The organism is Zhongshania sp. R06B22, from assembly GCF_040892595.1.
GTDB lineage: Bacteria > Pseudomonadota > Gammaproteobacteria > Pseudomonadales > Spongiibacteraceae > Spongiibacter > Spongiibacter arctica.
This window is the reverse complement of sequence record NZ_JBFRYB010000002.1, coordinates 22,336-46,354: the sequence shown is the minus strand read 5'-3', so window position 1 is coordinate 46,354 and position 24,019 is coordinate 22,336. Positions and strand designations below refer to the sequence as shown.

Annotated in this window: 25 protein-coding genes; 7 read left to right on the top strand and 18 right to left on the bottom strand. The window is 50.4% G+C overall.

Features of this window, described 5'->3' with window-relative positions:
- Positions 1-324 precede the first annotated feature (324 nt).
- The 7 genes from AB4875_RS16170 to AB4875_RS16140 form a co-directional block, all read right to left on the bottom strand.
- Complete coding sequence (locus AB4875_RS16170; protein WP_368377148.1) at positions 325-1,272, bottom strand: rhamnan synthesis F family protein; 948 nt, start codon at positions 1,270-1,272, stop codon at positions 325-327.
- Entirely contained in the window at positions 1,272-2,060 is a 789-nt protein-coding gene (locus AB4875_RS16165; protein ID WP_368377147.1) for a glycosyltransferase family 2 protein, read from the bottom strand. The genes AB4875_RS16170 and AB4875_RS16165 overlap by 1 nt, the downstream gene beginning before the upstream one ends.
- 45 nt (positions 2,061-2,105) lie before the next feature.
- The gene (gene rfbD, locus AB4875_RS16160) at positions 2,106-3,026 is read right to left on the bottom strand and encodes a dTDP-4-dehydrorhamnose reductase (protein WP_368377146.1); all 921 of its coding nucleotides are present in this window, start codon (positions 3,024-3,026) and stop codon (positions 2,106-2,108) included.
- Positions 3,023-3,562 (bottom strand): dTDP-4-dehydrorhamnose 3,5-epimerase, encoded by a 540-nt coding sequence (gene rfbC, locus AB4875_RS16155; protein ID WP_368377145.1) that lies wholly within the window; start codon positions 3,560-3,562, stop codon positions 3,023-3,025. The genes rfbD and rfbC overlap by 4 nt, the downstream gene beginning before the upstream one ends.
- Positions 3,563-3,576: 14 nt before the next feature.
- Complete coding sequence (gene rfbA, locus AB4875_RS16150; RefSeq protein WP_368377144.1) at positions 3,577-4,461, bottom strand: glucose-1-phosphate thymidylyltransferase RfbA; 885 nt, start codon at positions 4,459-4,461, stop codon at positions 3,577-3,579.
- A 118-nt stretch (positions 4,462-4,579) separates the two neighbouring features.
- Positions 4,580-5,656: a dTDP-glucose 4,6-dehydratase gene (gene rfbB, locus AB4875_RS16145; RefSeq protein ID WP_368377143.1), complete on the bottom strand. Its 1,077-nt coding sequence runs from the start codon at positions 5,654-5,656 to the stop codon at positions 4,580-4,582.
- 79 nt (positions 5,657-5,735) lie between these two features.
- Positions 5,736-6,536 (bottom strand): glycosyltransferase family 25 protein, encoded by an 801-nt coding sequence (locus AB4875_RS16140; RefSeq protein WP_368377142.1) that lies wholly within the window; start codon positions 6,534-6,536, stop codon positions 5,736-5,738.
- Positions 6,537-6,757: 221 nt separating this feature from the next.
- On the opposite strand from AB4875_RS16140, the gene AB4875_RS16135 reads away from it, so the two are divergent.
- Positions 6,758-7,879, top strand: coding sequence for a glycosyltransferase family 4 protein (locus AB4875_RS16135; RefSeq protein ID WP_368377141.1), 1,122 nt, complete (start codon positions 6,758-6,760; stop codon positions 7,877-7,879).
- A gap of 26 nt (positions 7,880-7,905) precedes the next feature.
- Here AB4875_RS16135 and AB4875_RS16130 read toward each other — a convergent pair whose 3' ends face one another.
- The 5 genes from AB4875_RS16130 to lpxL are packed head-to-tail and all read right to left on the bottom strand — an operon-like array spanning position 7,906 to position 12,645.
- Complete coding sequence (locus AB4875_RS16130) at positions 7,906-8,601, bottom strand: YrbL family protein (protein ID WP_368377140.1); 696 nt, start codon at positions 8,599-8,601, stop codon at positions 7,906-7,908.
- Positions 8,598-9,641 carry a glycosyltransferase family protein gene (locus tag AB4875_RS16125; protein WP_368377139.1) on the bottom strand — a complete coding sequence of 348 codons (1,044 nt, stop codon included), beginning with the start codon at positions 9,639-9,641 and terminating at the stop codon, positions 8,598-8,600. The genes AB4875_RS16130 and AB4875_RS16125 overlap by 4 nt, the downstream gene beginning before the upstream one ends.
- A 14-nt stretch (positions 9,642-9,655) precedes the next feature.
- Positions 9,656-10,798, bottom strand: coding sequence for a glycosyltransferase family 4 protein (locus tag AB4875_RS16120; protein ID WP_368377138.1), 1,143 nt, complete (start codon positions 10,796-10,798; stop codon positions 9,656-9,658).
- Positions 10,799-10,819: 21 nt separating this feature from the next.
- Positions 10,820-11,749, bottom strand: coding sequence for a mitochondrial fission ELM1 family protein (locus AB4875_RS16115; RefSeq protein WP_368377137.1), 930 nt, complete (start codon positions 11,747-11,749; stop codon positions 10,820-10,822).
- Positions 11,746-12,645, bottom strand: coding sequence for an LpxL/LpxP family Kdo(2)-lipid IV(A) lauroyl/palmitoleoyl acyltransferase (gene lpxL / locus AB4875_RS16110; RefSeq protein WP_368377136.1), 900 nt, complete (start codon positions 12,643-12,645; stop codon positions 11,746-11,748). Before lpxL ends, AB4875_RS16115 begins: the two co-directional genes overlap by 4 nt.
- A 180-nt stretch (positions 12,646-12,825) precedes the next feature.
- Between lpxL and AB4875_RS16105 the strand changes: the two genes are divergently transcribed.
- A complete protein-coding gene (locus AB4875_RS16105; protein WP_438273536.1) occupies positions 12,826-13,203 on the top strand; it encodes a diacylglycerol kinase in 378 nt (125 codons plus the stop codon).
- Between the two features lie 117 nt (positions 13,204-13,320).
- Positions 13,321-13,593: a 30S ribosomal protein S20 gene (gene rpsT / locus AB4875_RS16100; protein ID WP_368377135.1), complete on the top strand. Its 273-nt coding sequence runs from the start codon at positions 13,321-13,323 to the stop codon at positions 13,591-13,593.
- A gap of 79 nt (positions 13,594-13,672) precedes the next feature.
- Here the strand turns inward: rpsT and proB are convergent, their stop codons facing one another.
- From proB to rplU, 4 genes are all read right to left on the bottom strand, one after another.
- Complete coding sequence (gene proB, locus AB4875_RS16095; RefSeq protein ID WP_368377134.1) at positions 13,673-14,803, bottom strand: glutamate 5-kinase; 1,131 nt, start codon at positions 14,801-14,803, stop codon at positions 13,673-13,675.
- Positions 14,804-14,815: 12 nt separating this feature from the next.
- On the bottom strand, positions 14,816-16,024 hold the full coding sequence (gene cgtA / locus AB4875_RS16090) for an Obg family GTPase CgtA (RefSeq protein WP_368377133.1): 1,209 nt from the start codon (positions 16,022-16,024) through the stop codon (positions 14,816-14,818).
- A gap of 96 nt (positions 16,025-16,120) precedes the next feature.
- A complete protein-coding gene (rpmA, locus tag AB4875_RS16085; RefSeq protein WP_368377132.1) occupies positions 16,121-16,378 on the bottom strand; it encodes a 50S ribosomal protein L27 in 258 nt (85 codons plus the stop codon).
- A gap of 18 nt (positions 16,379-16,396) precedes the next feature.
- Positions 16,397-16,708, bottom strand: a complete 312-nt coding sequence (gene rplU, locus AB4875_RS16080) for a 50S ribosomal protein L21 (protein WP_438273535.1) — start codon at positions 16,706-16,708, stop codon at positions 16,397-16,399.
- 266 nt (positions 16,709-16,974) lie between these two features.
- On the opposite strand from rplU, the gene AB4875_RS16075 reads away from it, so the two are divergent.
- Positions 16,975-17,934 carry a polyprenyl synthetase family protein gene (locus AB4875_RS16075; RefSeq protein WP_368377360.1) on the top strand — a complete coding sequence of 320 codons (960 nt, stop codon included), beginning with the start codon at positions 16,975-16,977 and terminating at the stop codon, positions 17,932-17,934.
- A 105-nt stretch (positions 17,935-18,039) separates the two neighbouring features.
- On the top strand, positions 18,040-19,689 hold the full coding sequence (pgi, locus tag AB4875_RS16070; RefSeq protein WP_368377130.1) for a glucose-6-phosphate isomerase: 1,650 nt from the start codon (positions 18,040-18,042) through the stop codon (positions 19,687-19,689).
- A gap of 72 nt (positions 19,690-19,761) precedes the next feature.
- Here the strand turns inward: pgi and AB4875_RS16065 are convergent, their stop codons facing one another.
- Both AB4875_RS16065 and galU read right to left on the bottom strand, forming a co-directional pair.
- Positions 19,762-21,111 (bottom strand): phosphohexomutase domain-containing protein, encoded by a 1,350-nt coding sequence (locus AB4875_RS16065; RefSeq protein WP_368377129.1) that lies wholly within the window; start codon positions 21,109-21,111, stop codon positions 19,762-19,764.
- Positions 21,108-21,944, bottom strand: a complete 837-nt coding sequence (galU, locus tag AB4875_RS16060; protein WP_368377128.1) for a UTP--glucose-1-phosphate uridylyltransferase GalU — start codon at positions 21,942-21,944, stop codon at positions 21,108-21,110. Before galU ends, AB4875_RS16065 begins: the two co-directional genes overlap by 4 nt.
- Positions 21,945-22,173: 229 nt before the next feature.
- On the opposite strand from galU, the gene fabA reads away from it, so the two are divergent.
- Positions 22,174-22,695, top strand: a complete 522-nt coding sequence (gene fabA / locus AB4875_RS16055) for a 3-hydroxyacyl-[acyl-carrier-protein] dehydratase FabA (protein ID WP_368377127.1) — start codon at positions 22,174-22,176, stop codon at positions 22,693-22,695.
- 53 nt (positions 22,696-22,748) lie between these two features.
- Entirely contained in the window at positions 22,749-23,972 is a 1,224-nt protein-coding gene (gene fabB / locus AB4875_RS16050; protein ID WP_368377126.1) for a beta-ketoacyl-ACP synthase I, read from the top strand.
- Positions 23,973-24,019 lie beyond the last annotated feature (47 nt).

The window sequence follows — 24,019 nt, the reverse complement described above, 5'->3', positions numbered from 1 at the left end:
CCTGTTTAACAATCTCTCGCTTTCAGCAATACCAAGAACACCTGTAAGCTATGTAAGAGAGATACTGGATGACACCGACTTAACTAGTGCTATATGTGTTCTCAAAAACTGACAGATCCTATGGTAAATCAGCCACCTACGGCTAGCTGACACAGACAATCACGTCTGCCCTACCCTCTGATCGAGCCGGCTAACATCGCAGTGCTCAGGCATTAGTTGTCAGAACGCGCGTGCGTATAGAAGGTAATATTTACATAAAACATCACCATGAAATTCCAGCTCGCCAGAAGACCATTGCTTTATGGGCAAGCCGAGCATCGCCAGCTAGTGGTTTAGATCATCGTCCAGAGGCGCAATAACATCCTCTAAATACGCCCAGCTAGATTCAGGTAATGCTCGCTTTAAAATATCAGAGACTTTATTAATCTGTTGCGATTTATAATGATTGTCGCGAGGAATTTCAGATTTGAGAAAGGGGTAGTTCAAATATTCAATGAGCTCATACCAACAATAGCGAGTGGTATTTACTGTTTTCTTCTTAAATATTTCAGGATACTGAAAGGCACTGCCAAGACGCTTACAACAGTCAAGCGTCGCACCTATCGGAAATAATACCGCGTGGGATAATCCCGCCCGAATCATTCGTCTCGAAAAGCCCACCTCATACTGCGCTATGATTTCCTTCTTGTCGTCCAATATCTCCAAATCCATCCAGAAACGCAGAAAGGCCTTGGACTCCAACACCGGTGCTTTGCAATACAGGAAAAAAGACTGAAAATGATATTTACCTTGGTAGTTATCATTCAAGCCCCAAAACACCTCGGGCCGATTATCCATTTCCGCAAATAGCGGCGACAATGAACACAGTGGCCCAAGAATACTGTCATTGGTAAAGAGTATGGCCGTGGCCTGCTGCCAATCATCGACCACATCGAAACATGTACGGAAAGACGCAAAATCGTAGCCAATGTTTTCACGGTGAATAATTTTATGACAAAGGCTTAAAGCAGATTCTAAGGTTCCGGCATCTAAAACCGGACTAGTCTTACACAGGACGATATCGAATCCGTTTTCTCGCAGCGCGCGAAGATAAGCCAACACAAACGGCGAAATGAGACCTTGCGGATGAAAACTTGCGAAAAAACAAAGCTTAGTTTGGTCTCGTTCGAGACCCATGTGACAAGTAATAATGCTGTTGCGAAACTCATCACGCCACTCTGGGTCTGGCTTTGCAATATTTACGCGCGCTAGCAAGGAAGATATAAATCCCATTAGATCACCGACTTAACGCCTGCAATTTTTGCTTGAGCGCGACGATAGCGTCGTCCCCCAAAAGTGAATAGCGCAATCAAGCGACGTTTCGCATTCTTCTTTAAATATGCCTGAATATGCTTTTCACCCAAGCCGTGTTTTCGCGCATAAAGCACATAAGACCTGCCTTTATGAAAATGAATAAACTGGTTCACCGTTTTCGTTCTTAGCGTCGACCCACCACCAACATGGGGAATACTAACGTTGCGACAGTGGATTACCTTTAGACCGGCATCATTGGCGCATTTACAAATATCCTTATCTTCTTCATATAAAAAGAACTGCTCATCAAAATAGCCCACGGGATTCATAAGCTGGGTATCAAACAACAAAACTGCGCCAACCAGCCAAGGTGCCGATATCACCGACTGGTCTTTTTCAGGCTCTAAGGCCGGTCCAGCTATCGCTGCACAACGGTTTTTCAACTCAGTTAGGAGTTGATCAATCGCCGACTCAGACAGCTCGGTATCTGGATTCAAGACCATCACATAGCGGGTATTACTTGCTTGAATGCCAAGGTTACAGGCACTACCAAAACCGACATTTTTGCTGCTCTTTAGCATCTCAACGCAATCGCTATTAGCTTCAACGATCGCATCTGTCGCGTCAGTGCTGGCGTTATCGACCACTATCCAGCGCGGCAGAGCAGCACTGGCGCTATTACGCAGCGACGCAATGTGAGCTGGCAACACCTCTGCGCTATTATATGTAATCGTGACCAAGGTCAATTCGTTCAACAAATCCTGCATTAGTACAACTTACTCCAAACTATTATTCATTCAGCGAGCACTTTGCTATCGAGGATCGCTGGCGCTCAAAACTGCACAGGCCTTTCGCCACTCACTAGGCTGCACACCATAATCACCCTGAATCTTAGCCGTACTTAAGACCGAGTACGCCGGGCGCTTAGCCGGCGTCGGGTAGGCCTCAGTCGCTATCGCATTGACTGTGGGTATGTTTTTAAGCACACCTTGCTGGTGGGCTTCTTCAAAAATGGCCATTGCGAAGCCATGCCAGCTTACCGCCTCATCACCTGCATAGTGGTAAACCCCATAGCGGGCTTGCGCCCCGCTTTTGTCTTGCTCTGCCGCGTGTATTTGCTGGGCGATACTAATCAGCGCTTTCGCGATATCACCGGCATAGGTCGGGCAACCAAACTGGTCTGCCACAACGCCCAAGGTGTCGCGCTCTTTTGCAAGGCGCAGCATAGTCTTAAGGAAGTTATTACCGTACTCACTAAAGACCCAGGCCGTGCGTAATATAATGTGTTTCGGGCAGTGGCGCTGCACGGCGATTTCGCCATTGAGCTTGGTGTGTCCGTACACACCGCTAGGATTCGTTTGGTCGGTTTCGACGTAGGGTGTTTGACTGTTGCCGTCAAACACATAGTCCGTTGAAACATGCAGCAAGGGAATATCAAAGCGGCTGCACAACTTGGCCAGCGCCGCAGGGCCGTCTTCGTTAATGCGTTTCGCCAACTCCGGTTCGGATTCAGCTTTGTCTACGGCGGTATAAGCTGCCGCGTTAACAATGGCGGTGACGCCTTTATCGGCAACGATTTTTTCCAAAACCACTGTGTCGTTAATGTCTGCGTCTTGTCGGCTTAGCAGCGTATGGGCTATGCCCTGGGCTTTAAGCTGATCAGCCAAGCATTGACCCAATTGGCCGTTGGCGCCGGTAACAAGTAGATGCATATCATTACTGGCTTGGCTCATGCTTCAAATAACTCGGCAAAGGTCGGGGCCTTGCTGTCTTTGTCTGACAGGGTGGGCTTATCCAAGGGCCAAGTAATAGCCATCGCGGGGTCATTCCAAACCAGACTACCTTCATCGCTGGGATCGTAATAGTCCGTACACTTATATTCAAAATCAGCGGTATCGCTGAGCACCAAAAAGCCATGGGCAAAACCCGGCGGCACCCAGAACTGGCGCTTGTTTTCTTCAGAGAGAATCACACCTTCCCACAGCCCAAAGCTGGGTGAGCCCTGACGAATGTCTACTGCAACATCATAGACTTCGCCACTCACCACCCGCACTAATTTGCCCTGCGGCTTGGTCTTTTGGAAGTGTAGTCCGCGCAGCACGCCTTTGGCCGAGCGGGAGTGGTTATCTTGCACAAAGGGCAGCGTTATTCCCGCCTGCTCGCGGTAGCGATCAGCCTGAAAGGTCTCTAAGAAGAAACCGCGATGATCACCAAACACCTTGGGTTCGATAATCACACAGTCTTTGAGCTTGGTTTGGATAACGTTCATTCTTTGCCTTTATATTATTTGTAGCCAGCGGCAACACGCAGCAGGTATTGACCGTAACCGGTTTTCTTTAGAAGCTCGCCCTGTTGTATCAATTCATCGGCGCTTACCCAGCCCTGACGATAAGCAATTTCTTCTAAACACGCCACTTTAAGCCCCTGACGATGCTCAACGGTTTGTACAAATTGCCCTGCATCGATAAGGGAATCGTGGGTCCCCGTGTCTAACCATGCAAAGCCTCGACCGAGCACTTCCACGTTTAGGTCGCCACGATGGAGGTAGGCGAGATTGACATCAGTGATTTCTAGCTCGCCACGGGGACTGGGTTTAATGCTGCGAGCGATCTCAATCACGTCATTATCGTAAAAATACAGACCCGTTACCGCGTAGGCGGACTTTGGCTTGGCCGGCTTTTCTTCGATGCTGATCGCTTTACCGTCATCACCAAACTCAACCACTCCAAAGCGCTCAGGGTCGGTAACGTGGTAACCAAACACGGTGGCACCCGTGTCTTTGGAAACGGCGCTTTTGAGATTATCTGAGAAGTGCTGGCCGTAAAATATATTATCACCCAGCACCAAGCTGACATTGTCATTGCCAATAAAGTCGGCGCCAATGGTGAAGGCCTGTGCCAGCCCATCGGGGCTAGGCTGCTCTTCGTAGCAGATATTAATACCGAACCTACTACCGTCGCCTAATAGGCGCTGAAAGCCAGGCAAATCAGTTGGCGTAGAAATAACCAAAATATCCCGAATACCTGACAACATCAGCACTGACAAGGGATAGTAAATCATCGGCTTATCGTAGATAGGCAGCAACTGCTTAGAGCAACCCATAGTAATCGGGTGCAGCCGAGTGCCGGAGCCGCCCGCGAGAATAATGCCTTTGTATTTCTTGCTCATTGCCTATCCCTAAAACTCTTTTAGCGTGCCTAGTGTTCTTGTTCTACAAACGCATTCGCTGCGCTCACCTGGATACCCGATCGGGGTCGGGTATGACGTACTTTAGATCACTCAATCTTTATTCATCCGCACCACCAATCCGGTCCAACTTGTAATCCCCAGATAATACCCGCTGCCACCATTGTGGATTATCGAGATACCATTGCACGGTTTTACGAATGCCCGACTCAAAGGTTTCCTGCGGCGTCCAGCCCAGCTCGCGCTGTATCTTGCTAGCGTCGATGGCATAGCGAGCGTCGTGGCCGGGACGGTCTTTCACAAAGGTGATTAAGTCTTTGAAGCCTTTACCACTGGCGCGGGAATTTTCATTGCTCGGCGCCAGCTCTTCTAATAACTCGCAGATGGTGTGTACCACCTCAATATTGCGCTTCTCATTGTGGCCGCCGATATTGTAGGTCTCGCCCAACTTGCCTTCGGTAACGACTTTATAGAGCGCGCGAGCATGGTCCTCCACATACAACCAATCACGAATCTGACTGCCATCGCCATACACCGGCAGGGGTTTGCCGTGCAGGGCATTCAAAATAATGTGGGGGACAAGCTTTTCGGGGAAATGGTAGGGGCCATAATTGTTTGAACAATTAGTGACAACAATCGGCAAGCCGAAGGTGCGACCCCATGCCCGAACTAAATGATCTGACCCTGCCTTACTGGCCGAATAGGGTGAGCTAGGTTCGTAGGACGTGGTTTCGGTAAACAGGTCAGTGGTGCCGTGCAGATCGCCGTAAACTTCATCGGTGGAGATATGATGAAAACGAAAATTTGCTTTCTTGTCTCCGCTCAAACTATGACAATAGCTGCGAGCAACTTCGAGCATATTGTATGTGCCGACAATATTGGTTTGGATAAAAGCGCCAGGCCCATCAATTGAACGATCAACGTGGCTCTCTGCCGCGAGGTGCATGACTAAGTCAGGCTGATATTCAGTAAAGACGGCACTTAAAGCAGCAAAATCGCAGATATCGACTTGGGCAAACGCGTAACGACCACTGCCTTCCGCGCCGGGTATGGACTCTAAATTACCCGCGTAGGTCAGGGCATCAACATTGATCACCGACGCATCAGTATCTTCGAGAATATGTCGGACGACCGCACTACCTATAAAGCCGGCACCGCCGGTGACTAATACCTTCATAACAAACCTAATGTTAACAGCCGGCGATTTTAAATCTAATGATCGCCGTCAAATGTGTCGAAAACACGTGAACAATATCCTAACGCAAGCGCCCAGTCTTACCGATATGCTTATCCGGCATGAACGCACCTGCAAATTCGGCTCGATGACGAAGTCGGTAAACATGCCTGCGCAAACTAAACCACAACTTGACCGGGTGGTACGCCAAGCGATGCCAGAGCTTCATATCACTTGCTGGCTCCGACCAAAGTTTGGCAACACTACTCTCATGCACCAACTCCTGAGCGACATGCGGCTCAACTGAAAAAACGCGCAAATCAAACAGGAAAAAGTGATCAAATACTTTATCAATGGGCTCGTAAATTCCCTCGGCATGATCAATAAACTTCTTCATGCCAAGCCGATTTAGCAAATAAGACTGCGTACCAAGCCCACCTCGGTCCGGTCGCACCAAATAATGCCCCTCAGCGAGGGGCTCGAGCACTCTACGCCGACGCAGGCGCAAGGACATCAGCCTGACCATGTCCAACTGCTTGCTTAATAATGAGTGGAGTACCTCTGCAAATTTCGGCTCTATAATCACATCATCTTCAAGCAAACATACATACTCACTGCCCTGAGCATAGGCCTTTTTAACTGCTCGCAAGTGGGATAAATAGCAACCTAGCTCGCTACCCGTTAGGCATTTTCCATGCCGAACCATTGCCAAGCTATTTCTAAGACGCTCACCACCCTCTAAAACAGGTGCATTGCCTCGGCCGTCAATCGCAGGAAAGACCTCTGCATTAATCCCCTGAGCATGCAGGTCCTTAATGAGTTTTTCGGTATTTTCCGCCTTGGGGTTTAGGCTTATCACCCAGCACAAGCAATTATTTGGCATACGCCCTCTTTAACATTACGCAATATCTAGCAGGCACATCAACGTCTTGTAAGTACCCAGCGGGACCTTTATATTCTGTCCCCTCAAGAAACATCGGCACAAGGCTAGCCCCAAGGGGCCGCTATCTTAACACTCAAACCCCTTATCGCAGAATTTAAGGAGCTGAGCAATCAACTGCTGCAAGGTCCTGACAATGACATGCGGGCACCGGAATAATACCAATGCACAGTAATAACATTATTATCAGTACTCAGAACTTTCCACCTGCGGCGGGTGGCATTCAAAACTATATGTATGAATTGGCCCTCGCACTTCACAATATTGGCCAAACTGTTCGAGTTATTTGCGACGCGCCTACAGAGAAAGACCAAGCCCAATTCGACACTACATTGCCCTTTGCGATAGAGCGAATTGGCGGACCAAAAATACTCCGCCGCTACCTGAAAGCGAAGCGAGTCCAAAAGGTGCTCAAGGGGCCCAGCGATTCCCTGCTAATTTGTGACAGCTGGAAAAGCCTGGAGCTCGTCGCTGCCGGCAAAAACACCATTACCGCGTGCATCGCTCACGGCATGGAGTTCCCAGAGCAAAGCAGTACAAAGAAACGCCAGCGCATCGCTAAGACCCTGTCCCGCGCACAGCTTGTATTAGCCAACTCACAATTCACAGCCGACAGACTAAAACCCTATTTGACGCAGACTGATACGCTGCAAATACTGCATCCCGGGGTGAATCTACCATGCCAAGCCACGGCTAAAGATATTGAAACTGTTGCCGCATGGACCGGCGGCCACCACCCAGTACTGGTCACTGTAGGGCGCTTAGAAGAACGCAAGGGACAAGATAAGATAATCAATATCCTGCCACGCCTACTAGCTGACTTTCCTAATCTAATTTACATGGTCGCTGGCTCTGGCCCGCTCCAAGAACAGTTAAGCCAGCAGGCTATTGATCTAGGAGTCGAAGACAAGCTGAAATTCTGCGGGCGGGTTAGCAACGGGGAGCGCGCGGCACTTCTAAGCAAAGCCACCTTATTCGCTATGCCCTGCCGCATTGAAGGTAAATCTGTTGAGGGCTTCGGTATTGTGTACTTGGAAGCAGCGATGTTTGGCGTGCCAAGTCTTGCTGGCCGAGCTGGAGGAGCAGGTGACGCAGTTGTTGACGGTGAGACCGGCTTACTTTGCAACGGTGACGATGAAAATGACGTCTATCTCAGCATAAAAAAAATGCTGAACGACCCAAGTAGCCTACAAAACATGGGCAAAAAAGCACAGAGCCGGGCGGAAAATGAATTTCAGTGGGGACAAATAGCCCTGCAACTGCTCGCTTACACCGCGGCGAAATAAGAAGACCGAAAGAAGGTCGTTTGGCCTTATGACTGTCCACGGTGAAACAAGAAGCCGTGCATTCCGCGTCCTCTTCCCGCCGCTTTATCACCTAACAGATCATCAATCCGTTCGTGTAAGTTGTTCACCTTGCGCTGGGCTTTTTTCAATTGCACAAAGTCAGGCATACGGTGACCGGGTATAAGCCCAGCACTGCCCAAACCGTCAATGACTACCAGGCGCTTTATTCTGGGCTCATCTAAATCACAGAGCTCGCGCTGCACCACAAGATTGTGCAAAATCAAATCTCTGGAAGGCACCCGAAACTTCAACCAGTGCGCGCATAACGCCATTACCGCCTCGCGACAATCATCGCTGTATTCATACTCCCAAAGATATTGCTTTAAAGAGATCGACACAGCACCGCTATCATCTCTGATCAACTCAGAACTTAATCCCCGCCCCATATCGGTCTCGAAAAAGCCATAGCAGCGGCTAACATGGTCAAAAACCTCGTCAGGGTAATAACGTTCCAAGGCAGCCATCACCTTAAATTCATCCAAGCTATCGTCAAAGCTCGATAGCGGCTTAAGGTTTTTAGGGAAACCTTTACTGCGACGACGCTCTTCTATACTAAAGTCAGGCCGCCGAACCTTGATGCAGCGACTGTCATCTTCGGGGTCGACATAGCACCAGCGGTTGCCACCCGCAGCAAATGGCTCAAGACCCTTAAGTGCAATCACAACTTATCACTGCCGTCAGGATTAATATTGCGAGCCCAAACATAATCGTAACTAAAGGGCTGGGCCAATGTGGCTTCAATAATATAGCGAGAATACAAACTGGAGTTTAGTTCGCTATGAAAAAACGCGCGCGCGCGTGCAGCCCAATGCTGACGCTTAGCATCATCGTGATGGAAGTCACGAATATTAGCGATCAGATCCTGCTCATCATCAAAGTAAACCAAGGTTTCCGGCGGGACATATTCATCAAAGCCACCACTGCTATGAGCAAACTGCAGCACACCATTACCGCCGAGCTGCGACATTCGATCTGAGGTATACCAGTGATCACCTTCCTGCCGATTCAGGTTCAAGGCCATTCGAGTTTTTGACAGCACCAGATCATAATCAGGACCCCACACCGGAGCCTCACCAAAACTGCCGTAGGTTTTAAAGTTCATTTCATCGTCAACGGCGTCCTTGATACTTTTGACCATCTCCAGCCGTTTAGTAAATTTGGTCGCATTGCTGCAAAACAGTAAATCTATAGGTAAGTCCGTTTTAACAGAATTATCCAAAACCTCAACTGTCGGTTCGACAGGGTTGGGAATGTAATACAGCCGCGCGCCTAAACCGTCAAAACGGCGTAAATCACGCAGTCCGGTGGTGACAAATACCGCGTCGACAACACTCGCAAATGCAGCGATGCGCTTGCTGTTATCCGGCACAAACAAGGGGTCACAGTTGCAATGGATAAGTAGGCAGTCAGGGCGGCGTTGACGAATTAACTTTAGGGTATCTACCGTAATGATATCGGTGTGGCCAATCACAATCAGATCCGGCTCATTACCTTCTACAACTTCAAGTAGACGCTTATTAGCCGCTTTTTCACCTAAGGCCCTAAGCCCAAACGGCGCTTCAAATGCCGCAACATCGCGATCCGAAAAACTGCGCACATAATGATTATTACGGATAAAACCAAAGCGCATTTTCTCGGCCCAACTGCTGCGAATTGCTCCGTAGCTGCGCAGTCGATCGTAATCCACATGAAGTATTTTCATTACGCTTTCTCGTTTTAAACTCGGCCAAGCAATCGCCGGTACACATCGAGGGTACTGGCCAGCTGACTACTTAAATAATAATTTTCCGGCAATTTAATAACCGCATCGGCGTCGATCAAATCATGGACCCGCGCGGCGAAACCCACCACGTCGTCCGGCGCCACTAAGCCCTGAGGATAACCCGCATTGAGCGACTCACTCGCGCCGCCGCGATCATAAGCCACAACCGGTGTACCGCTAGCCAAGGACTCAGGCACGGTGCGACCAAACGGCTCCGCTTTGTTTGACATATGGCAGGTCACTGCGGCCAAACCATAGAATGGTGCGATGTCGCTGCGATGGCCAACAAAAGTTACAACTTCATCTAAGCCTAACGCTGAGCGCATAGCCAATAACTCATCAAAATAATGCTGTTTGCCTGGCTCTGCGTCACCCACAACAACACCGTGACAATCCTGACGAAGCTGAATTAAGCGAGACATCATTTGCAAGTATGCTTCCTGCCCCTTCCAGCGGGTTAAGCGCCCGGGCATTAAAATAATGTGCTTATTTTTTAACTGCGGATATTGCTGGAATAGCGTTTTTTTCCATGCCGGCGTGCAAGCATCATGATTAAATGCCGCCGGATCTAAACCCCGGGGAATTAAGGTGATACGACTCTCATCGACTTTGTAGTTAGTTGTAATATAACTTTTTACGCAGTTAGAAATAGCAATAAGATGCTCTGCCCGCGCCATCACAGCGCTGTAAAAGTTCACCGAATACATTCCGTGAAACGTGCTGACCAAGCGCGGTCGCGTCGCCGGATTCATGCGCCGCCACGCCAGCCACACTATCCACGCTGGTGCCCGCGAGCGCACGTGGACCACATCGGCAGCCAGAGACTCAAGCAATCTTCGCATGGGTCGCACTTGCAATAATGACCACAGCGATTTGCGATGCACCGGAAAAGTAATGTGCTCACTGCCCTCGGCAATAAGACCATCCACCATGCGACCACCAAAAGAAATCACCACGGAAGTATGACCGCCACGCACCAACTCGCGCGCTAGCTCTACCGTACCGCGCTCTACCCCACCAGAATTCAAGGCAGGTAGCACTTGAACTATCTTAAGCGGTCTTGCCATATCGGCTTTTACGCTCTCTACATCGGCCATATATTTTCCAAATACAAATAATTAAAGATGACTGCCATCAAGCATACAACCATCAATTTTCAGCCACCAATCCGCCACTCTATCAGCCTCCCAAAGGGGGCGCTCGGCAGGTGCTAGCGGCCTTGTTAAATCAGCGCTAACAAATGCAGTCGCAAGCCCGCTAGTCGCCAGTTGCGCCATACTTTTTGTCACCCGAGACTCACGCAGCGGCTCCAAATCCAGCAAGCCCGTCGGTGCACCCGAACTCACGCTTTCATAAACCATAGACACACTGTCACAGCTCACCCAAACTTGGCCGACCGCAGATAAAATTTTCGGCAACCACCCAGATCCAGTCTCTGCGTAAGGTAGTATTTTTACATTCCCTAACGCTAAATTCGCCAACTCTTGCAGCAAGCCCACCGGCGTTCGCGGTGAGTCCGACACCAGCCACTCCGTATTAGGCGATGACGCCGCGATTTGTCTTAACTGTTCGATAATCACGGCATTATCCCAACAAAAATGAGTATTTATGCCGCCCAATAAGATCAGGCCTTGATGCTGATTTCGTCCCTGATAACTGGGGATAATATGATTAATAACGCCATAAGTACCGAGCACGGTATGACGCTTGGGTGGCGAGTCGTGATACGGCATACACACTGCATCAAACAGCCACAGAGGCAAAGACGGCCGCATCAGCAAAAACGCTTTGGCGCCCACTAGCCACTTACACCACAGCATTGGCAAATGGGTTTTACTGCCTGCGGCAATCACCCAATCGGGCTTTTCCTGGGCATCAAACTGCCGCAGTAAACCCCGGCGCCCCGCATAAGAAAAAGGCCGCAAAGATAGGTCAAGCCAATGTAGTTCTACGTCGGCTTTGTCCTGGACTCGGCCGATCAGCCCCCGCAATTGATTTAGATGCCCCAAGCGACCATCGGTAATAATCCAAATGCGGCGAGCAGTCATTCGTAAAACCCAGCGTCGCCATCCGGCCTAGTCTTAAAGCGGCGATGCACCCACATGTATTGCTCCGGCACCGCGCGAATATTTTCTTCAAGAATCGCATTAACAGCACGCGCATCCGCGACCGGGTCACCGCTGGGAAAATTAGCCATAGGTATTATTTCAACTCGGTAGCGACGACCACTATCTAAGCGTCGCTGATTGGCATAAACCACCTTTGCCCGGCCGCCTTTGGCTAAGGTGCTAGTACCGATGGTCGTCGCCGTGGGTATTCCAAAAAACGACACAAATTCCGCCGACTTGCGGCCATAGTCCTGATCTGGCAAATAGTATAGGCGCCGCCCTTCCCGAAGACGTTTCAGCGCACGCTTTATATCGCGCCGGTGTATCGGCTCGCCATAGCGACCGCGGGAGCGACTGAGAATATATTCGAAGACGGGATTTTTATGTTTGCGATAAAATGAATCCGCGGGATACTGCCGTCCAATCAAGGCGCCAGAGACATCGAGCGTAGTAAAATGAGTGCCAATGATAATGATGCCAGGATCGCCATTAGCGACCTCAAGGTGCTCCTTACCCAAGAGCTCAAATTCCACACCTAGCTTGTCAGGTGCAATAAACCATACTCGCAGCGTTTCCATCAGCCCCACACCTTGATTGCGCATGGTCTTTTTGACTAATATTTTGTGTTCAATATCACTCAGTTCAGGAAAGCATAGCCGTAAATTTGTCTCACAGATATGGCGGCGATCTTTAGCAAGAAAGTAAAATACATTACCTATTCCGGCGCCCAGGGCATAGCTAAGCCGCTGCGGCAAATGCGCAAGCAACCAAAGCAAGCCCACGCTGCACCAGGCAGGCCAATGACGGGGGTGAAGGAGCTGTCTCTCAATTGTCATTAGATTGGATTACACTATCGCTACAATTTAAATGCTGGTGCCGTGCCGACTTTGCACGGCGGGACGTGCAGCATTGTACACTGTTTGCCACATGCGGTTAGCTGGGTGTTTGGCGTTTTTTACATCACCCTCGCTCAATAACGATAGCTACTAGCTGCAGGCGCGGAGATGGATAACCCCATGAAGATGAACAAACCTGGCCGCACCGGCCCCGCGCGCATTCTGGACGCTTACAAATACTCGCTCAAGGGCTTGCGCGCCGCATGGCGCCACGAAGAAGCCTTTCGCCAAGAAAGCATGCTTGCACTCATCATGCTACCGGTCGCCATCTGGCTGGGAACCAACGCCAGCCAGCGCTCAATTTTAATTATCACTGTGGTCTTGGTCGTTATCGTAGAACTTATCAATTCGGCAATTGAGGCGGTAGTCGACCGTATTAGCACCTCCCATCACCCATTATCCGGCCAAGCTAAGGACATCGGCTCTGCCGCCGTTATGCTAAGCCTACTGCTTTGCGCCAGCTGCTGGACAATGATTGCGGTCGAGCGCTTTCTATAAATTGGCTATCGCCGAATAATTATCACAATGAGCGGGCTGCCCGCTTGACAATGGCGCGCCAAACGGGAATAATTCCCGGCCTAAATTTTCAGTGCTAGGTTTCAAGGAGTTATAAGGGTGGCGAATTCTCCACAAGCTAAAAAACGCGCGCGCCAGGCGGAAAAACGTCGTACGCACAACGCCAGTCTGCGCTCCATGGTTCGCACATACTTGAAGAAAGTTGTGACTGCCATTGATTCAGGCGATCAACAAGCAGCAAACGCTGCATTCGTTGCTGCCGTACCCGTTCTTGATCGCATGGCCGATAAAGGCATCGTGACAAAGAACAAAGCTGCTCGACATAAGAGCCGCCTAAACAGCAAAATCAAAGCAATGGGCGTAGCCGCTTAATTTAGTGCTTTAATTTTGCCGTAATAAAAAAACCCGCTCACGGCGGGTTTTTTTATTACTAGAACTTTTTGCCCGCCACTCAGCCACTCAGCACTAAATTATCGCGATGGATCAACTCCGGCTCGCCAACAAAGCCAAGCAGCTCTGCAATCTTACCACTGGCCATGCCCTGTAAACGCCTTGCGTCATCCGCGCAGTAATTAACCAGACCCCGCGCCACCTCATTGCCCTGCCCATCTATACACTTAACAAGGTCGCCACGCGAAAACTGACCCGTAACCGCCACCACCCCCACAGGTAATAGACTGCGACCCTGCTGCCGCAATACACGCGCCGCGCCATCATCTATTTGTACCGTACCCCGAAGCTGCAGCTGCCCGGCCAGCCACTTTTTCCGTGCAGCAATAGGCGGCTCTTTTGAAAGCAAGAGCGTACCCAAGTCTTCAGCCGCAAAGATTCGATCCAAAACTCGCTCTTCTCGGCCGCCAACAATAACGGTATTGGCACCGGAGCGAGACGCCAATCGCGCAGCACGCAACTTAGTCAGCATGCCCCCACGACCAAGAAGCCCAGCAGCACCAGCCACCATGACATCAAGAGAGCGATCCTCTACTGAGGCCTCAGAAATTAATTTTGCAGCGGGATTTGAACGGGGATCCTCTTCAAACAAACCGCGCTGATCAGTCAAAATAACCAAAGTGTCAGCATCAATTAAATTAGCAACTAGCGCGGCAAGCGTATCGTTATCACCAAAGCGGATCTCGTCAGTAACTACGGTGTCATTTTCGTTCACCACCGGCACCACACCCAACTCAAGCAAGGTGAGCAAAGTACCGCGCGCGTTTAGATAGCGATCTCGCGCCGAAATATCATCATGCCCCAACAGTATCTGAGCGGTCTGCAAGCCATGGGTACGGAACCGAGTCTCATAGGCATGCACCAAACCCATTTGACCTACCGCCGCCGCCGCCTGCAACTTATGCAAATCATCGGGGCGCTCACGCCAACCGAGTCGATTCATACCTTCAGCAACCGCACCAGATGAGACCAGCACAACCTCACGACCCGACGCCCTAAGCGCGGCCAATTGCGCCACCCACGCATCCAGACCCTCAGCGTAAAGACCGCGCCCGTCATTGGTTAGCAGGGCCGAGCCAATCTTTACCACTATTCGCTTACTGGCTTTTAGCCCCCGCCTATTCTCAGACAAGATCAATTCACCTCAAGGTCGATAGACCACTTCAACATCATGATCATCATCTTCATCGTCATCGTCATCGTAGTCATCAGCATCATCGGCTGCGCGACGCTCAGAGCGGCGCTGATCTGCCAAGGCCTGAATACGGTCGCGGGCCTCACTCTGCATCGCGTCTTGAATATCGCGCTCGCGATCAGCCGCGTCGCTATCGGTGGCAAGCAGAACCTGCTGCTCCTCAACAAACTGCAAGACATCTCGGCATAAGGCCTTGGTATTCTCACCCGTTAAGGCTGACACCCTATAAACCGGCCCAGTCCAACCCAAAGCATCGACCACCTCCTGGCAGCGCGCCGCACGCTCGTCCTTTGGCAGCATATCCAATTTATTTAACACCAACCAGCGCTCACGGCCCGCCAATGTTGGACTAAAACGAGACAACTCCTTAGAGATAATGGCAACCGATTCCTGGGGCGTTACGCCGTCATAAGGCACCATATCAACCAAGTGCAACAATAAGCGAGTACGCGTTAAATGCTTGAGAAAGCGAATCCCCAAGCCCGCGCCGTCTGACGCCCCCTCCACCAAACCAGGAATGTCAGCCAATACAAAGCTTCGATGCTGCTCCACTCGCACCACACCCAAATTGGGCACCAAGGTAGTGAACGGATAGTCCGCAACTTTTGGCTTGGCCGCGGACACCGCGCGAATGAAAGTGGACTTACCAGCATTGGGCATACCCAATAAACCGACATCAGCCAAGACTTTCAACTCTAAACGCAAGTTGCGGACTTCGCCGTCACTGCCACGGGTAAACTGCCGCGGAGACCGGTTGGTGCTGGACTTAAAGCGGGTATTCCCCAGACCATGGAAACCACCCTGAACAACCTTGAGGGTGTCGTCCGCAGCAACCAAATCCCCAAGCACTTCCTGGGTGTCTTCATCAATAACGGTGGTACCCACCGGCACATCCAATATTAAGTCTTCCGCACTTTTACCACGGCAATTTGCGCCCCGACCAGCCTCACCGACACGGGCGTTGTAGGCCTTAACAAAGCGGAAATCAACCAAAGTGTTCATCGATGCTTCGGCCCGCAAAATGACGCTGCCGCCGTCACCACCGTCACCACCATCCGGACCACCCCAGGGTATAAATTTTTCGCGACGGAAACTCATGCAGCCATTGCCGCCTCGCCCCGCCTCAACCCGGATTACCGCCTCATCAACAAACTTCATGATTATGCCAACCTAAAAAGGAATATGCTTAAAACTTATCTACAGAAACAAAAAAGCCCCGTCAACAGACGAGGCTTTAAACGTCACGAAAAAGGCTTAGGCCGCAACAATACGAATGTATTTGCGACTCTTTGGACCTTTAACTTCGAACTTTACCACACCGTCTGCCTTAGCAAACAAAGTGTGATCGGTGCCACAACCTACGTTTTCACCAGCGTGAAAGCGTGTGCCGCGCTGACGAACAATAATACTGCCCGCGCTAACAGTTTGACCACCAAAACGTTTTACACCTAGACGCTTACTCTGCGAGTCGCGTCCGTTACGAGTACTACCACCAGCTTTCTTGTGAGCCATGAGTCTCTCCTAAATTCCTTAAGCACTGATACCAGTGATTTTCACTTCGGTGAACCACTGACGGTGACCAGCCTGCTTCATGCTGTGCTTCCGACGGCGAAACTTAACAATTTTTACCTTGGCGTGACGACCCTGCGAAATTACTTCCGCGGTCACTTTGCCACCCTCAACAAAAGGTGCGCCAATTTTCAGTTCTTCACCAGTTTTAACCATCAACACTTTGTCAAAAGTTATACTTTCACCAGTGGCAACTTCAATTTTTTCGAGCTTGAGGGTTTCGCCCTCGATAACACGGTGCTGCTTACCACCACTTTCAATAACTGCGTACATGAGCATAATCTCCAAGAGCCTGCTTGCAATAATTTGTTTCGGCCGAGTGTTTTGTGCTGTCGCACAACACACCGGGACAAGTCCAGGCACCGTCACTGCCACTTAACCATTAAGGGGCTGCACGGTTTTGCTTTCAGGGGCGCGAATTGTACGCAGTTTTAGAAAATATAACAACACCCCCAAAACGGACTGTTGCAGAAACCTTGACAGCCCGCGGCTTCGCTCATACGATGCCAACCGACTCCGCCATACGTATTGTCGTAACCATGCAACAGATCCGCAAGATCGTTGACAGCGAATTTGCCGCGGTCAACGACTTCATCATCGAACAATTGCACTCCAAAGTGCCACTCGTAGAGAACATCGGCCACTATATCGTCGATGCGGGAGGCAAACGCCTGCGCCCCTTGCTCACGCTTCTTTGCGCCGGCGCAATTGGCAAGATTGACCAGCAACACGTTCGTTTAGCGGCGGTCATCGAGTTCATCCATACCGCAACATTGCTTCACGATGACGTTGTCGACATTTCCGCTCTGCGTCGCGGGCGGCCAACGGCGAACGCCAACTGGGGCAACGCGCCCAGCGTATTAGTCGGTGACTTCCTGTACTCGCGAGCGTTTGAAATCCTAGTCGAGATTGGCAGCCTACCCCTAATGGGGCTGCTCTCCAGTACCACTAATACCGTTGCCGAAGGCGAGGTATTGCAGCTGAGCCGGGCAGGCAACGCCGACACCAGTGAAGCGACCTATTTCGACGTTATTCGCAGCAAAACGGCCGTCCTTTTTGGCGCTGCCTGCGGCGGCGCGGCGATTATTAGCAACGCAAGCCAGCACCAAGATGCGCTGTATGAGTACGGCCTAAACCTCGGCATCGCATTCCAACTCATTGACGACATTCTCGACTACGAGGGCGACCCGGAAGAAACCGGCAAGAATGTGGGCGATGATCTTGCCGAAGGCAAACCAACCCTACCGCTCATTTACGTTCTGCAACATGGCAATGAATACCAGCAGCAGTTGGTGCGTAACGCCATCAGCAACAAAACCGCCGAACAACTTGACGACATCGTAGCCGCCGTTAGCACTAGCGGCGCTTTAGCCTACTGCCATAGCGCAGCGCAGCGCTATACTAAAGCCGCCTTAGCCGCACTGGCACCATTTGCAGATTCACCCTATCGCGACGCACTAGAAAAACTCACCGCAATAGCGCTTTCTAGGCGCAGTTAAGCCCCCAGCGCATTACAATCCACCCCCGAAGCCGCTACAATTTGTACGATATTACGGGGAGGGTGAGACTAGCCCTGCGTAAACAGATCTTTCAGAGGGAACACTGTGAGTAGCACGTCAGACCAAGGAGCCAAACTGGCTTACAACGCCAACATCAGATCAACGCTACAGACTCTTGCCCAGCACAGCATCAGCACCCCCTTAGCGCAGCGCTTTCAAGACGACCCCAATCGCGCCGCAAACTACAGCGCTGACCTTGGACCTCTATTTGTCGATTACTCCAAACATCATATCGACAGCGATATACTCGCAACCCTCTGCAAATTGGCTAGCGACCGAGGAATACCCGAGCAATTTACTGCCTTAAGAGCGGGCGCTCATCTCAATAATACCGAAAACCGCGCAACAAATTATCCAAGTCTGCGCCGCTGGGCGGTCACGGGCCAAAGCGATGACGAGGCTATCGACTCAATGTATGCCGGCATGGCAGATTTAGTCGCCGCCGTGCACGGCGGCAAGCTGACCGGGGCAAGTGGCAAAGCCTTTACCGATGTTGTTAATATCGGCATAGGCGGCTCCGACTTTGGCCCACGCCTAGTCTGCGACGCACTCTCGAACCAAACTGCGCCATTGTTAAAAACCCATTTCGCCGCCAATATTGACCCCAGCGTCATTACTGAAATCCTAGCAGCCGTGCCCGCAGAAACCACGCTCTTTATTGTGGCATCCAAATCCTTCGGCACCCAAGAAACCCGCAGCAACGCCAATAGCGCACGCGCATGGCTGCGCAGCGAACTAGAGCTCAATAATGTCGACTCGCACTTTGTGGCCGTCACCTCAAAACCGGAATCTGCCAAGGCCTTCGGTATTCGAGATGACTTAATTCTCAAAGTACCGGAATGGGTCGGCGGCCGGTTTTCAGTATGGTCGGCCTTTGGCGTCGCGGTTGCTTTATCTTCAGGCATGGACAGTTTCAGAGCGCTGCTAGCAGGTGGCCACGACGTCGATCAACACGTTGAACAAGCGCCGCTAGAACAAAATGTACCCGTGATCCTAGGACTATTGGATGTCTGGTACCGAAATGCATGGGGCATCAGCTCACAGGCCGTTTTACCCTACGAACATCACCTGAAATTATTGCCAATCTATCTCCAGCAGTTATTTATGGAGAGCGCAGGTAAATCTGTTAGCTGCGATGGCGAGGTACTTGAATACACTACCGGTGGCGTTATTTGGGGAACCGAGGGCACCAATGGCCAGCATTCCTTCCACCAGCTTTTACACCAAGGCAGCGACACCATTCCCTGCGATTTTATCGCCAGCCTGCAATCCCACAATCCTATTGGCGAGCAGCACCAAACCCTCGTGGCCAATTGCTTCAGCCAAAGCCTAGTGTTAATGCAAGGCCAAAGCGCCGCCGAGATTGAAGACGCACTTGTCAGTGGCGGCATGGCAACGGACGAAGCCAAGCCGTTAGCCCAACACAAAGCGATGCTGGGCAATAGACCCAGCACCACTATCCTAATGGATCAGCTGGACGCCGGCGCACTTGGCGCCCTGCTTGCCCTTTACGAGTATCGTTTATTTACCGCCAGTTTTGTGTGGGGCATAAATCCCTTTGATCAATGGGGCGTTGAGCTAGGCAAGCAAATCAGTCAAACCCTGATGGGCGCACTATCGGGCGATGACACCAGCTCACTAGACAGCTCTACAGCGCAACTGATTGCCCGCTATAAAAAAGCCCAAGCCACCTAGATACGGCTAACAACACAAAAATGTCTCGAAAAAAAAGCGCCCGAAGGCGCTTTTTTTATCGCTAATAAAAAATTACAACATAGCCAAAAGCTCAGCCGTCTTAGCTTCCATCAGCGCAAAGTCGCCATCACTTTCAACGTTCAAGCGCACTACCGGCTCAGTATTTGACATGCGCACATTAAAGCGCCAGCCCTCAAAGCTCATGCTCAAGCCATCAGTAAAATCAACGGCCGCCGCAGCGGGCTTATACTTCTCTTCAATCAATGCGATTACTGCCTTGGCATCCTCAACCTCACGGTTAATTTCACCACTGCAGGGAAATAGCGCAACGCGCTCTTCAACCAGTGACGACAAACTCGCTGACTTAATCGACATCAGCTGTGTTACCAGCAACCAGGGAATCATGCCGCTATCGCAAAAAGCGAAGTCGCGAAAATAGTGATGGGCGCTCATCTCGCCACCATACACCGCATTTTCAATGCGCATACGCTCTTTGATAAAGGCATGACCAGTTTTGCACTGCACGGCCTTGCCGCCGGCCTCTTCAACAATAGCGATGGTATTCCAGGTTAGCCGCGGGTCGTGAACGATATTCGCTCCGGGATTTTTCAGCAGAAATGCTTCGGCCAATAAACCGACAACATAATAACCCTCAATAAAATCACCTGTTTCATCAAAGAAGAAGCAGCGATCAAAATCACCATCCCAAGCCACACCTAAATCAGCGCCATGGGCTTTAATCGCATCGATGCTCGGCTGGCGATTTTCCACCAGCAAGGGGTTGGGAACGCCATTGGGGAAATTACCATCTGCTTCGTGGTGCACCCGAATAAATTCAAATGGCAGACGCTGCTCTAATAAATCGACAACCCGACCAGCGCCGCCGTTACCCGCATTAACCACGATTTTTAGCGGCTTCAGCGCAGCCACATCGACATAGCTCAGCAAATGTTCGACATAGGCCGTAGAGGTATCCAATGCCTGCAAACTACCGCGCACGCCAGATACTGCAAAATCATTTTTCTCAGCCAGCTTTTTAATATCAAACAGACCGGTATCACCACTGATCGGCTTAGACTCTTCACGCACAAATTTCATGCCGTTATAGTCTTTGGGATTATGACTAGCCGTTACCGCAATACCACCATCCATGCCGGCGTGAGAAGTCGCAAAATAGATCTCCTCGGTGCCACACAAACCGATGTCATAAACGTCCACACCAGCATCGAGCAAGCCATTTGTCAGCGCCGCTTTAATCGATTCACTGCTAAGACGAATATCGTGACCTACTACCACTTTTTTAGGCTGAATGACCTCAGCGAAAGCGCGGCCTATACGGTAGGCGATATCTTCATTTAGTTGATCCGGAATTCGACCGCGAACGTCGTAGGCCTTAAAGCATGTTATTTCACTACTGCTCACGCTGAACCCTCTGAGTAAATGTTTTCGTAAACATAGTTTGTGGCCTCGATAAAGCCAGGCACACTGCCACAGTCAAACCGCTTTCCACGGAATTTATAGGCTAAGACACAGCCATTTTTTGCCTGTGTCATCAGCGCATCGGTCAATTGCACTTCACCATTTTTACCGGGTGGGGTATCACGCAAAATATCAAAAATATCCGGTGTTAAAATATACCGCCCAATGACGGCCATATTAGTCGGCGCATCTTCTGGCTTGGGTTTTTCAACCATAGAACTCACGCGATATAAGCCATCGCCCATTTCCTCACCAGCGATCACACCGTATTTTTCTATGTCTTCCAAAGGTACTTCTTGGATGGCGACAATACTGCAGCGGAACTGATTATAGAGTTTAACCATTTGCGCCATCACGCCTTCATCGTCGTGGTTAAGACACAAATCATCGGACAAAATAACGCCAAATGCTTCGTTACCAATCAGGCATTCACCGGTTAAAATCGCATGACCCAAGCCCTTCATTTGGCGCTGGCGGGTCATCATAAATGTGCCCTTATCAAGCACATTGCGAATACAATCCAGATACCGCTCTTTACTAGTGCCGGCAATCTGACTTTCCAGCTCGTAACTGATATCGAAATGATCGGCAATGGCACGTTTACCGCGGCCGGTTACCAGAGCAATTTCTTTTAAGCCGGCATCGATCGCCTCTTCAACACCATATTGCACCAAGGGCTTATTTACGATGGGCAGCATTTCTTTGGGCATTGATTTGGTTGCTGGTAAAAAGCGAGTACCGTAACCCGCCACGGGGAAAAGACATTTTCTAATCATAATATTTCCTTTAATACATTCCGGACACCGCCCGGATCCTTGAGGCTGTAGATAGACTACCTGTCATTCTCCATACAGCCACTTCACTAAGCAAGAATCATTCTTTTACTTATAAATAATGACATAGGTATGACAGCAATGTTCACGCCAATGTTGACATTTTAATGTGCCATCTAAATCCTTCGTGCTAAGATAAGCGCAACATTTTTTAAGGTGATAATTCGACCTCATGTCTTTAATTCATCAAAACAGCTTTACCAAACAAGAACTCATCGATTGCGGGAACGGCAAGCTTTTTGGCCCCGGCAATCCGAAACTCCCAGTTGACAAGATGCTAATGGTGGATCGTATCACACATATTAGCACCGAGGGCGGCACCTACGACAAGGGTGTGCTGGTTGCCGAATTAGATATAAATCCTGATTTATGGTTTTTCGACTGCCACTTTATCGGCGATCCGGTCATGCCCGGCTGCCTCGGTCTTGATGCCATGTGGCAGTTAGTCGGCTTCTACTTAGGCTGGCGCGGCAATAGCGGTAAAGGCCGCGCGCTAGGAGCTGGAGAAGTAAAATTCACCGGCCAAATACTACCTGACGCTAAACTCGTTACCTACACTCTCAATTACAAACGCCTGATTGAGCGCAAACTGGTACTGGGTATTGCCGATGGCGAAGTCGCTGTCGATGGCAAAGTCATTTACACAGCAAAAGATCTACGCGTGGGCTTGTTCAAAGACGACGCTAGCTTCTAACTATTTAATTTAATCTAATAAATTTATCACAAGCTAATAAGACGAGGTATTCGATGAGACGTGTTGTCGTAACCGGCATGGGTATTGTTTCCAGCATCGGCAATAATCTAGCCGAAGTATTAAGCTCACTACAGGAAGGCAAATCGGGTATAGCCTTCAACGAAACCTATAAAGAAATGGGCTTTCGCAGCCAAGTTTCCGGCTCTATAAAAAACCTCAACCTAAAAGAACTCATCGACCGCAAGCAATTTCGGTTTATGGGTGATGCCGCGGCCTATTCCTTCCTTGCCATGCAAGAAGCGATAGCTGACTCAGGCTTAGAAGAAGACCAAGTAAGCAATGTGCGCACTGGCATTATCGCCGGCTCAGGCGGCGCGTCTTCAGCTAACCTGATTGACTCAGCAGATATCCTGCGCACCCGCGGCGTAAAGCGTATTGGGCCCTATCGTGTCACCCAGACCATGGGCAGCACTGTATCTGCCTGTCTTGCCACACCATTCAAAATCAAAGGTGTGAACTACTCAATATCGTCCGCCTGCGCAACGAGCGCGCACTGCATCGGCAACGCCGCAGAGCTAATCCAACTCGGCAAGCAAGACATCGTCTTTGCTGGGGGCGGCGAAGAAGAGCATTGGTCTCTGAGCTGCTTATTTGATGCAATGGGTGCGCTGTCTACAAAGTATAACGACACCCCTGAATGCGCCTCGCGCCCCTATGATGCCAACCGTGATGGCTTTGTTATTGCCGGCGGTGCGGGCATGGTGGTCCTTGAAGAACTCGAGCACGCCAAAGCACGCGGCGCAACAATATACGGCGAGCTGGTTGGCTACGGCGCCACCTCAGACGGCTATGACATGGTTGCTCCCAGCGGTGAAGGCGCTGCGCGCTGCATGCACCAAGCACTACTGGGCGTGGACACTGAAATTGACTATATCAACTCTCACGGCACGTCCACCCCCGCCGGTGACATGCAAGAACTCAAAGCCGTTAAGCAGGCCTATGAAGGCAAAAAGATCCCCGCCATCGGCTCGACTAAATCCCTAGCCGGCCACTCGCTTGGCGCAACAGGGGTTCAAGAGGCGATATTCTCATTGCTGATGATGAAGCATAACTTTATCGCGGCATCTGCCAATATCGACACGCTAGACGATGAAGCCGCAGGTGTGCCAATTGTGACAAGCAAACAAGAAAACGTCACACTCAATACCATTATGTCTAATAGCTTTGGTTTTGGCGGCACCAACGCCAGCCTAGTATTTAAGCGCTACACCGCTTAAATACGCTGAGCTTGCCGTGAACCTGCTCATGGCAAGCTCAAACAAAT

Coding starts and splice junctions, on each gene's coding strand:
- AB4875_RS16170 (WP_368377148.1), bottom strand. CDS start 1,272: ATGGGATTTATATCTTCCTTGCTAGCGCGCGTAAATATTGCAAAGCCA.
- AB4875_RS16165 (WP_368377147.1), bottom strand. CDS start 2,060: ATGCAGGATTTGTTGAACGAATTGACCTTGGTCACGATTACATATAAT.
- rfbD (WP_368377146.1), bottom strand. CDS start 3,026: ATGAGCCAAGCCAGTAATGATATGCATCTACTTGTTACCGGCGCCAAC.
- rfbC (WP_368377145.1), bottom strand. CDS start 3,562: ATGAACGTTATCCAAACCAAGCTCAAAGACTGTGTGATTATCGAACCC.
- rfbA (WP_368377144.1), bottom strand. CDS start 4,461: ATGAGCAAGAAATACAAAGGCATTATTCTCGCGGGCGGCTCCGGCACT.
- rfbB (WP_368377143.1), bottom strand. CDS start 5,656: ATGAAGGTATTAGTCACCGGCGGTGCCGGCTTTATAGGTAGTGCGGTC.
- AB4875_RS16140 (WP_368377142.1), bottom strand. CDS start 6,536: ATGCCAAATAATTGCTTGTGCTGGGTGATAAGCCTAAACCCCAAGGCG.
- AB4875_RS16135 (WP_368377141.1), top strand. CDS start 6,758: ATGCACAGTAATAACATTATTATCAGTACTCAGAACTTTCCACCTGCG.
- AB4875_RS16125 (WP_368377139.1), bottom strand. CDS start 9,641: ATGAAAATACTTCATGTGGATTACGATCGACTGCGCAGCTACGGAGCA.
- AB4875_RS16120 (WP_368377138.1), bottom strand. CDS start 10,798: ATGGCCGATGTAGAGAGCGTAAAAGCCGATATGGCAAGACCGCTTAAG.
- AB4875_RS16115 (WP_368377137.1), bottom strand. CDS start 11,749: ATGACTGCTCGCCGCATTTGGATTATTACCGATGGTCGCTTGGGGCAT.
- lpxL (WP_368377136.1), bottom strand. CDS start 12,645: ATGACAATTGAGAGACAGCTCCTTCACCCCCGTCATTGGCCTGCCTGG.
- AB4875_RS16105 (WP_438273536.1), top strand. CDS start 12,826: ATGAAGATGAACAAACCTGGCCGCACCGGCCCCGCGCGCATTCTGGAC.
- cgtA (WP_368377133.1), bottom strand. CDS start 16,024: ATGAAGTTTGTTGATGAGGCGGTAATCCGGGTTGAGGCGGGGCGAGGC.
- rpmA (WP_368377132.1), bottom strand. CDS start 16,378: ATGGCTCACAAGAAAGCTGGTGGTAGTACTCGTAACGGACGCGACTCG.
- rplU (WP_438273535.1), bottom strand. CDS start 16,708: ATGTACGCAGTTATTGAAAGTGGTGGTAAGCAGCACCGTGTTATCGAG.
- AB4875_RS16075 (WP_368377360.1), top strand. CDS start 16,975: ATGCAACAGATCCGCAAGATCGTTGACAGCGAATTTGCCGCGGTCAAC.
- galU (WP_368377128.1), bottom strand. CDS start 21,944: ATGATTAGAAAATGTCTTTTCCCCGTGGCGGGTTACGGTACTCGCTTT.
- fabA (WP_368377127.1), top strand. CDS start 22,174: ATGTCTTTAATTCATCAAAACAGCTTTACCAAACAAGAACTCATCGAT.
- fabB (WP_368377126.1), top strand. CDS start 22,749: ATGAGACGTGTTGTCGTAACCGGCATGGGTATTGTTTCCAGCATCGGC.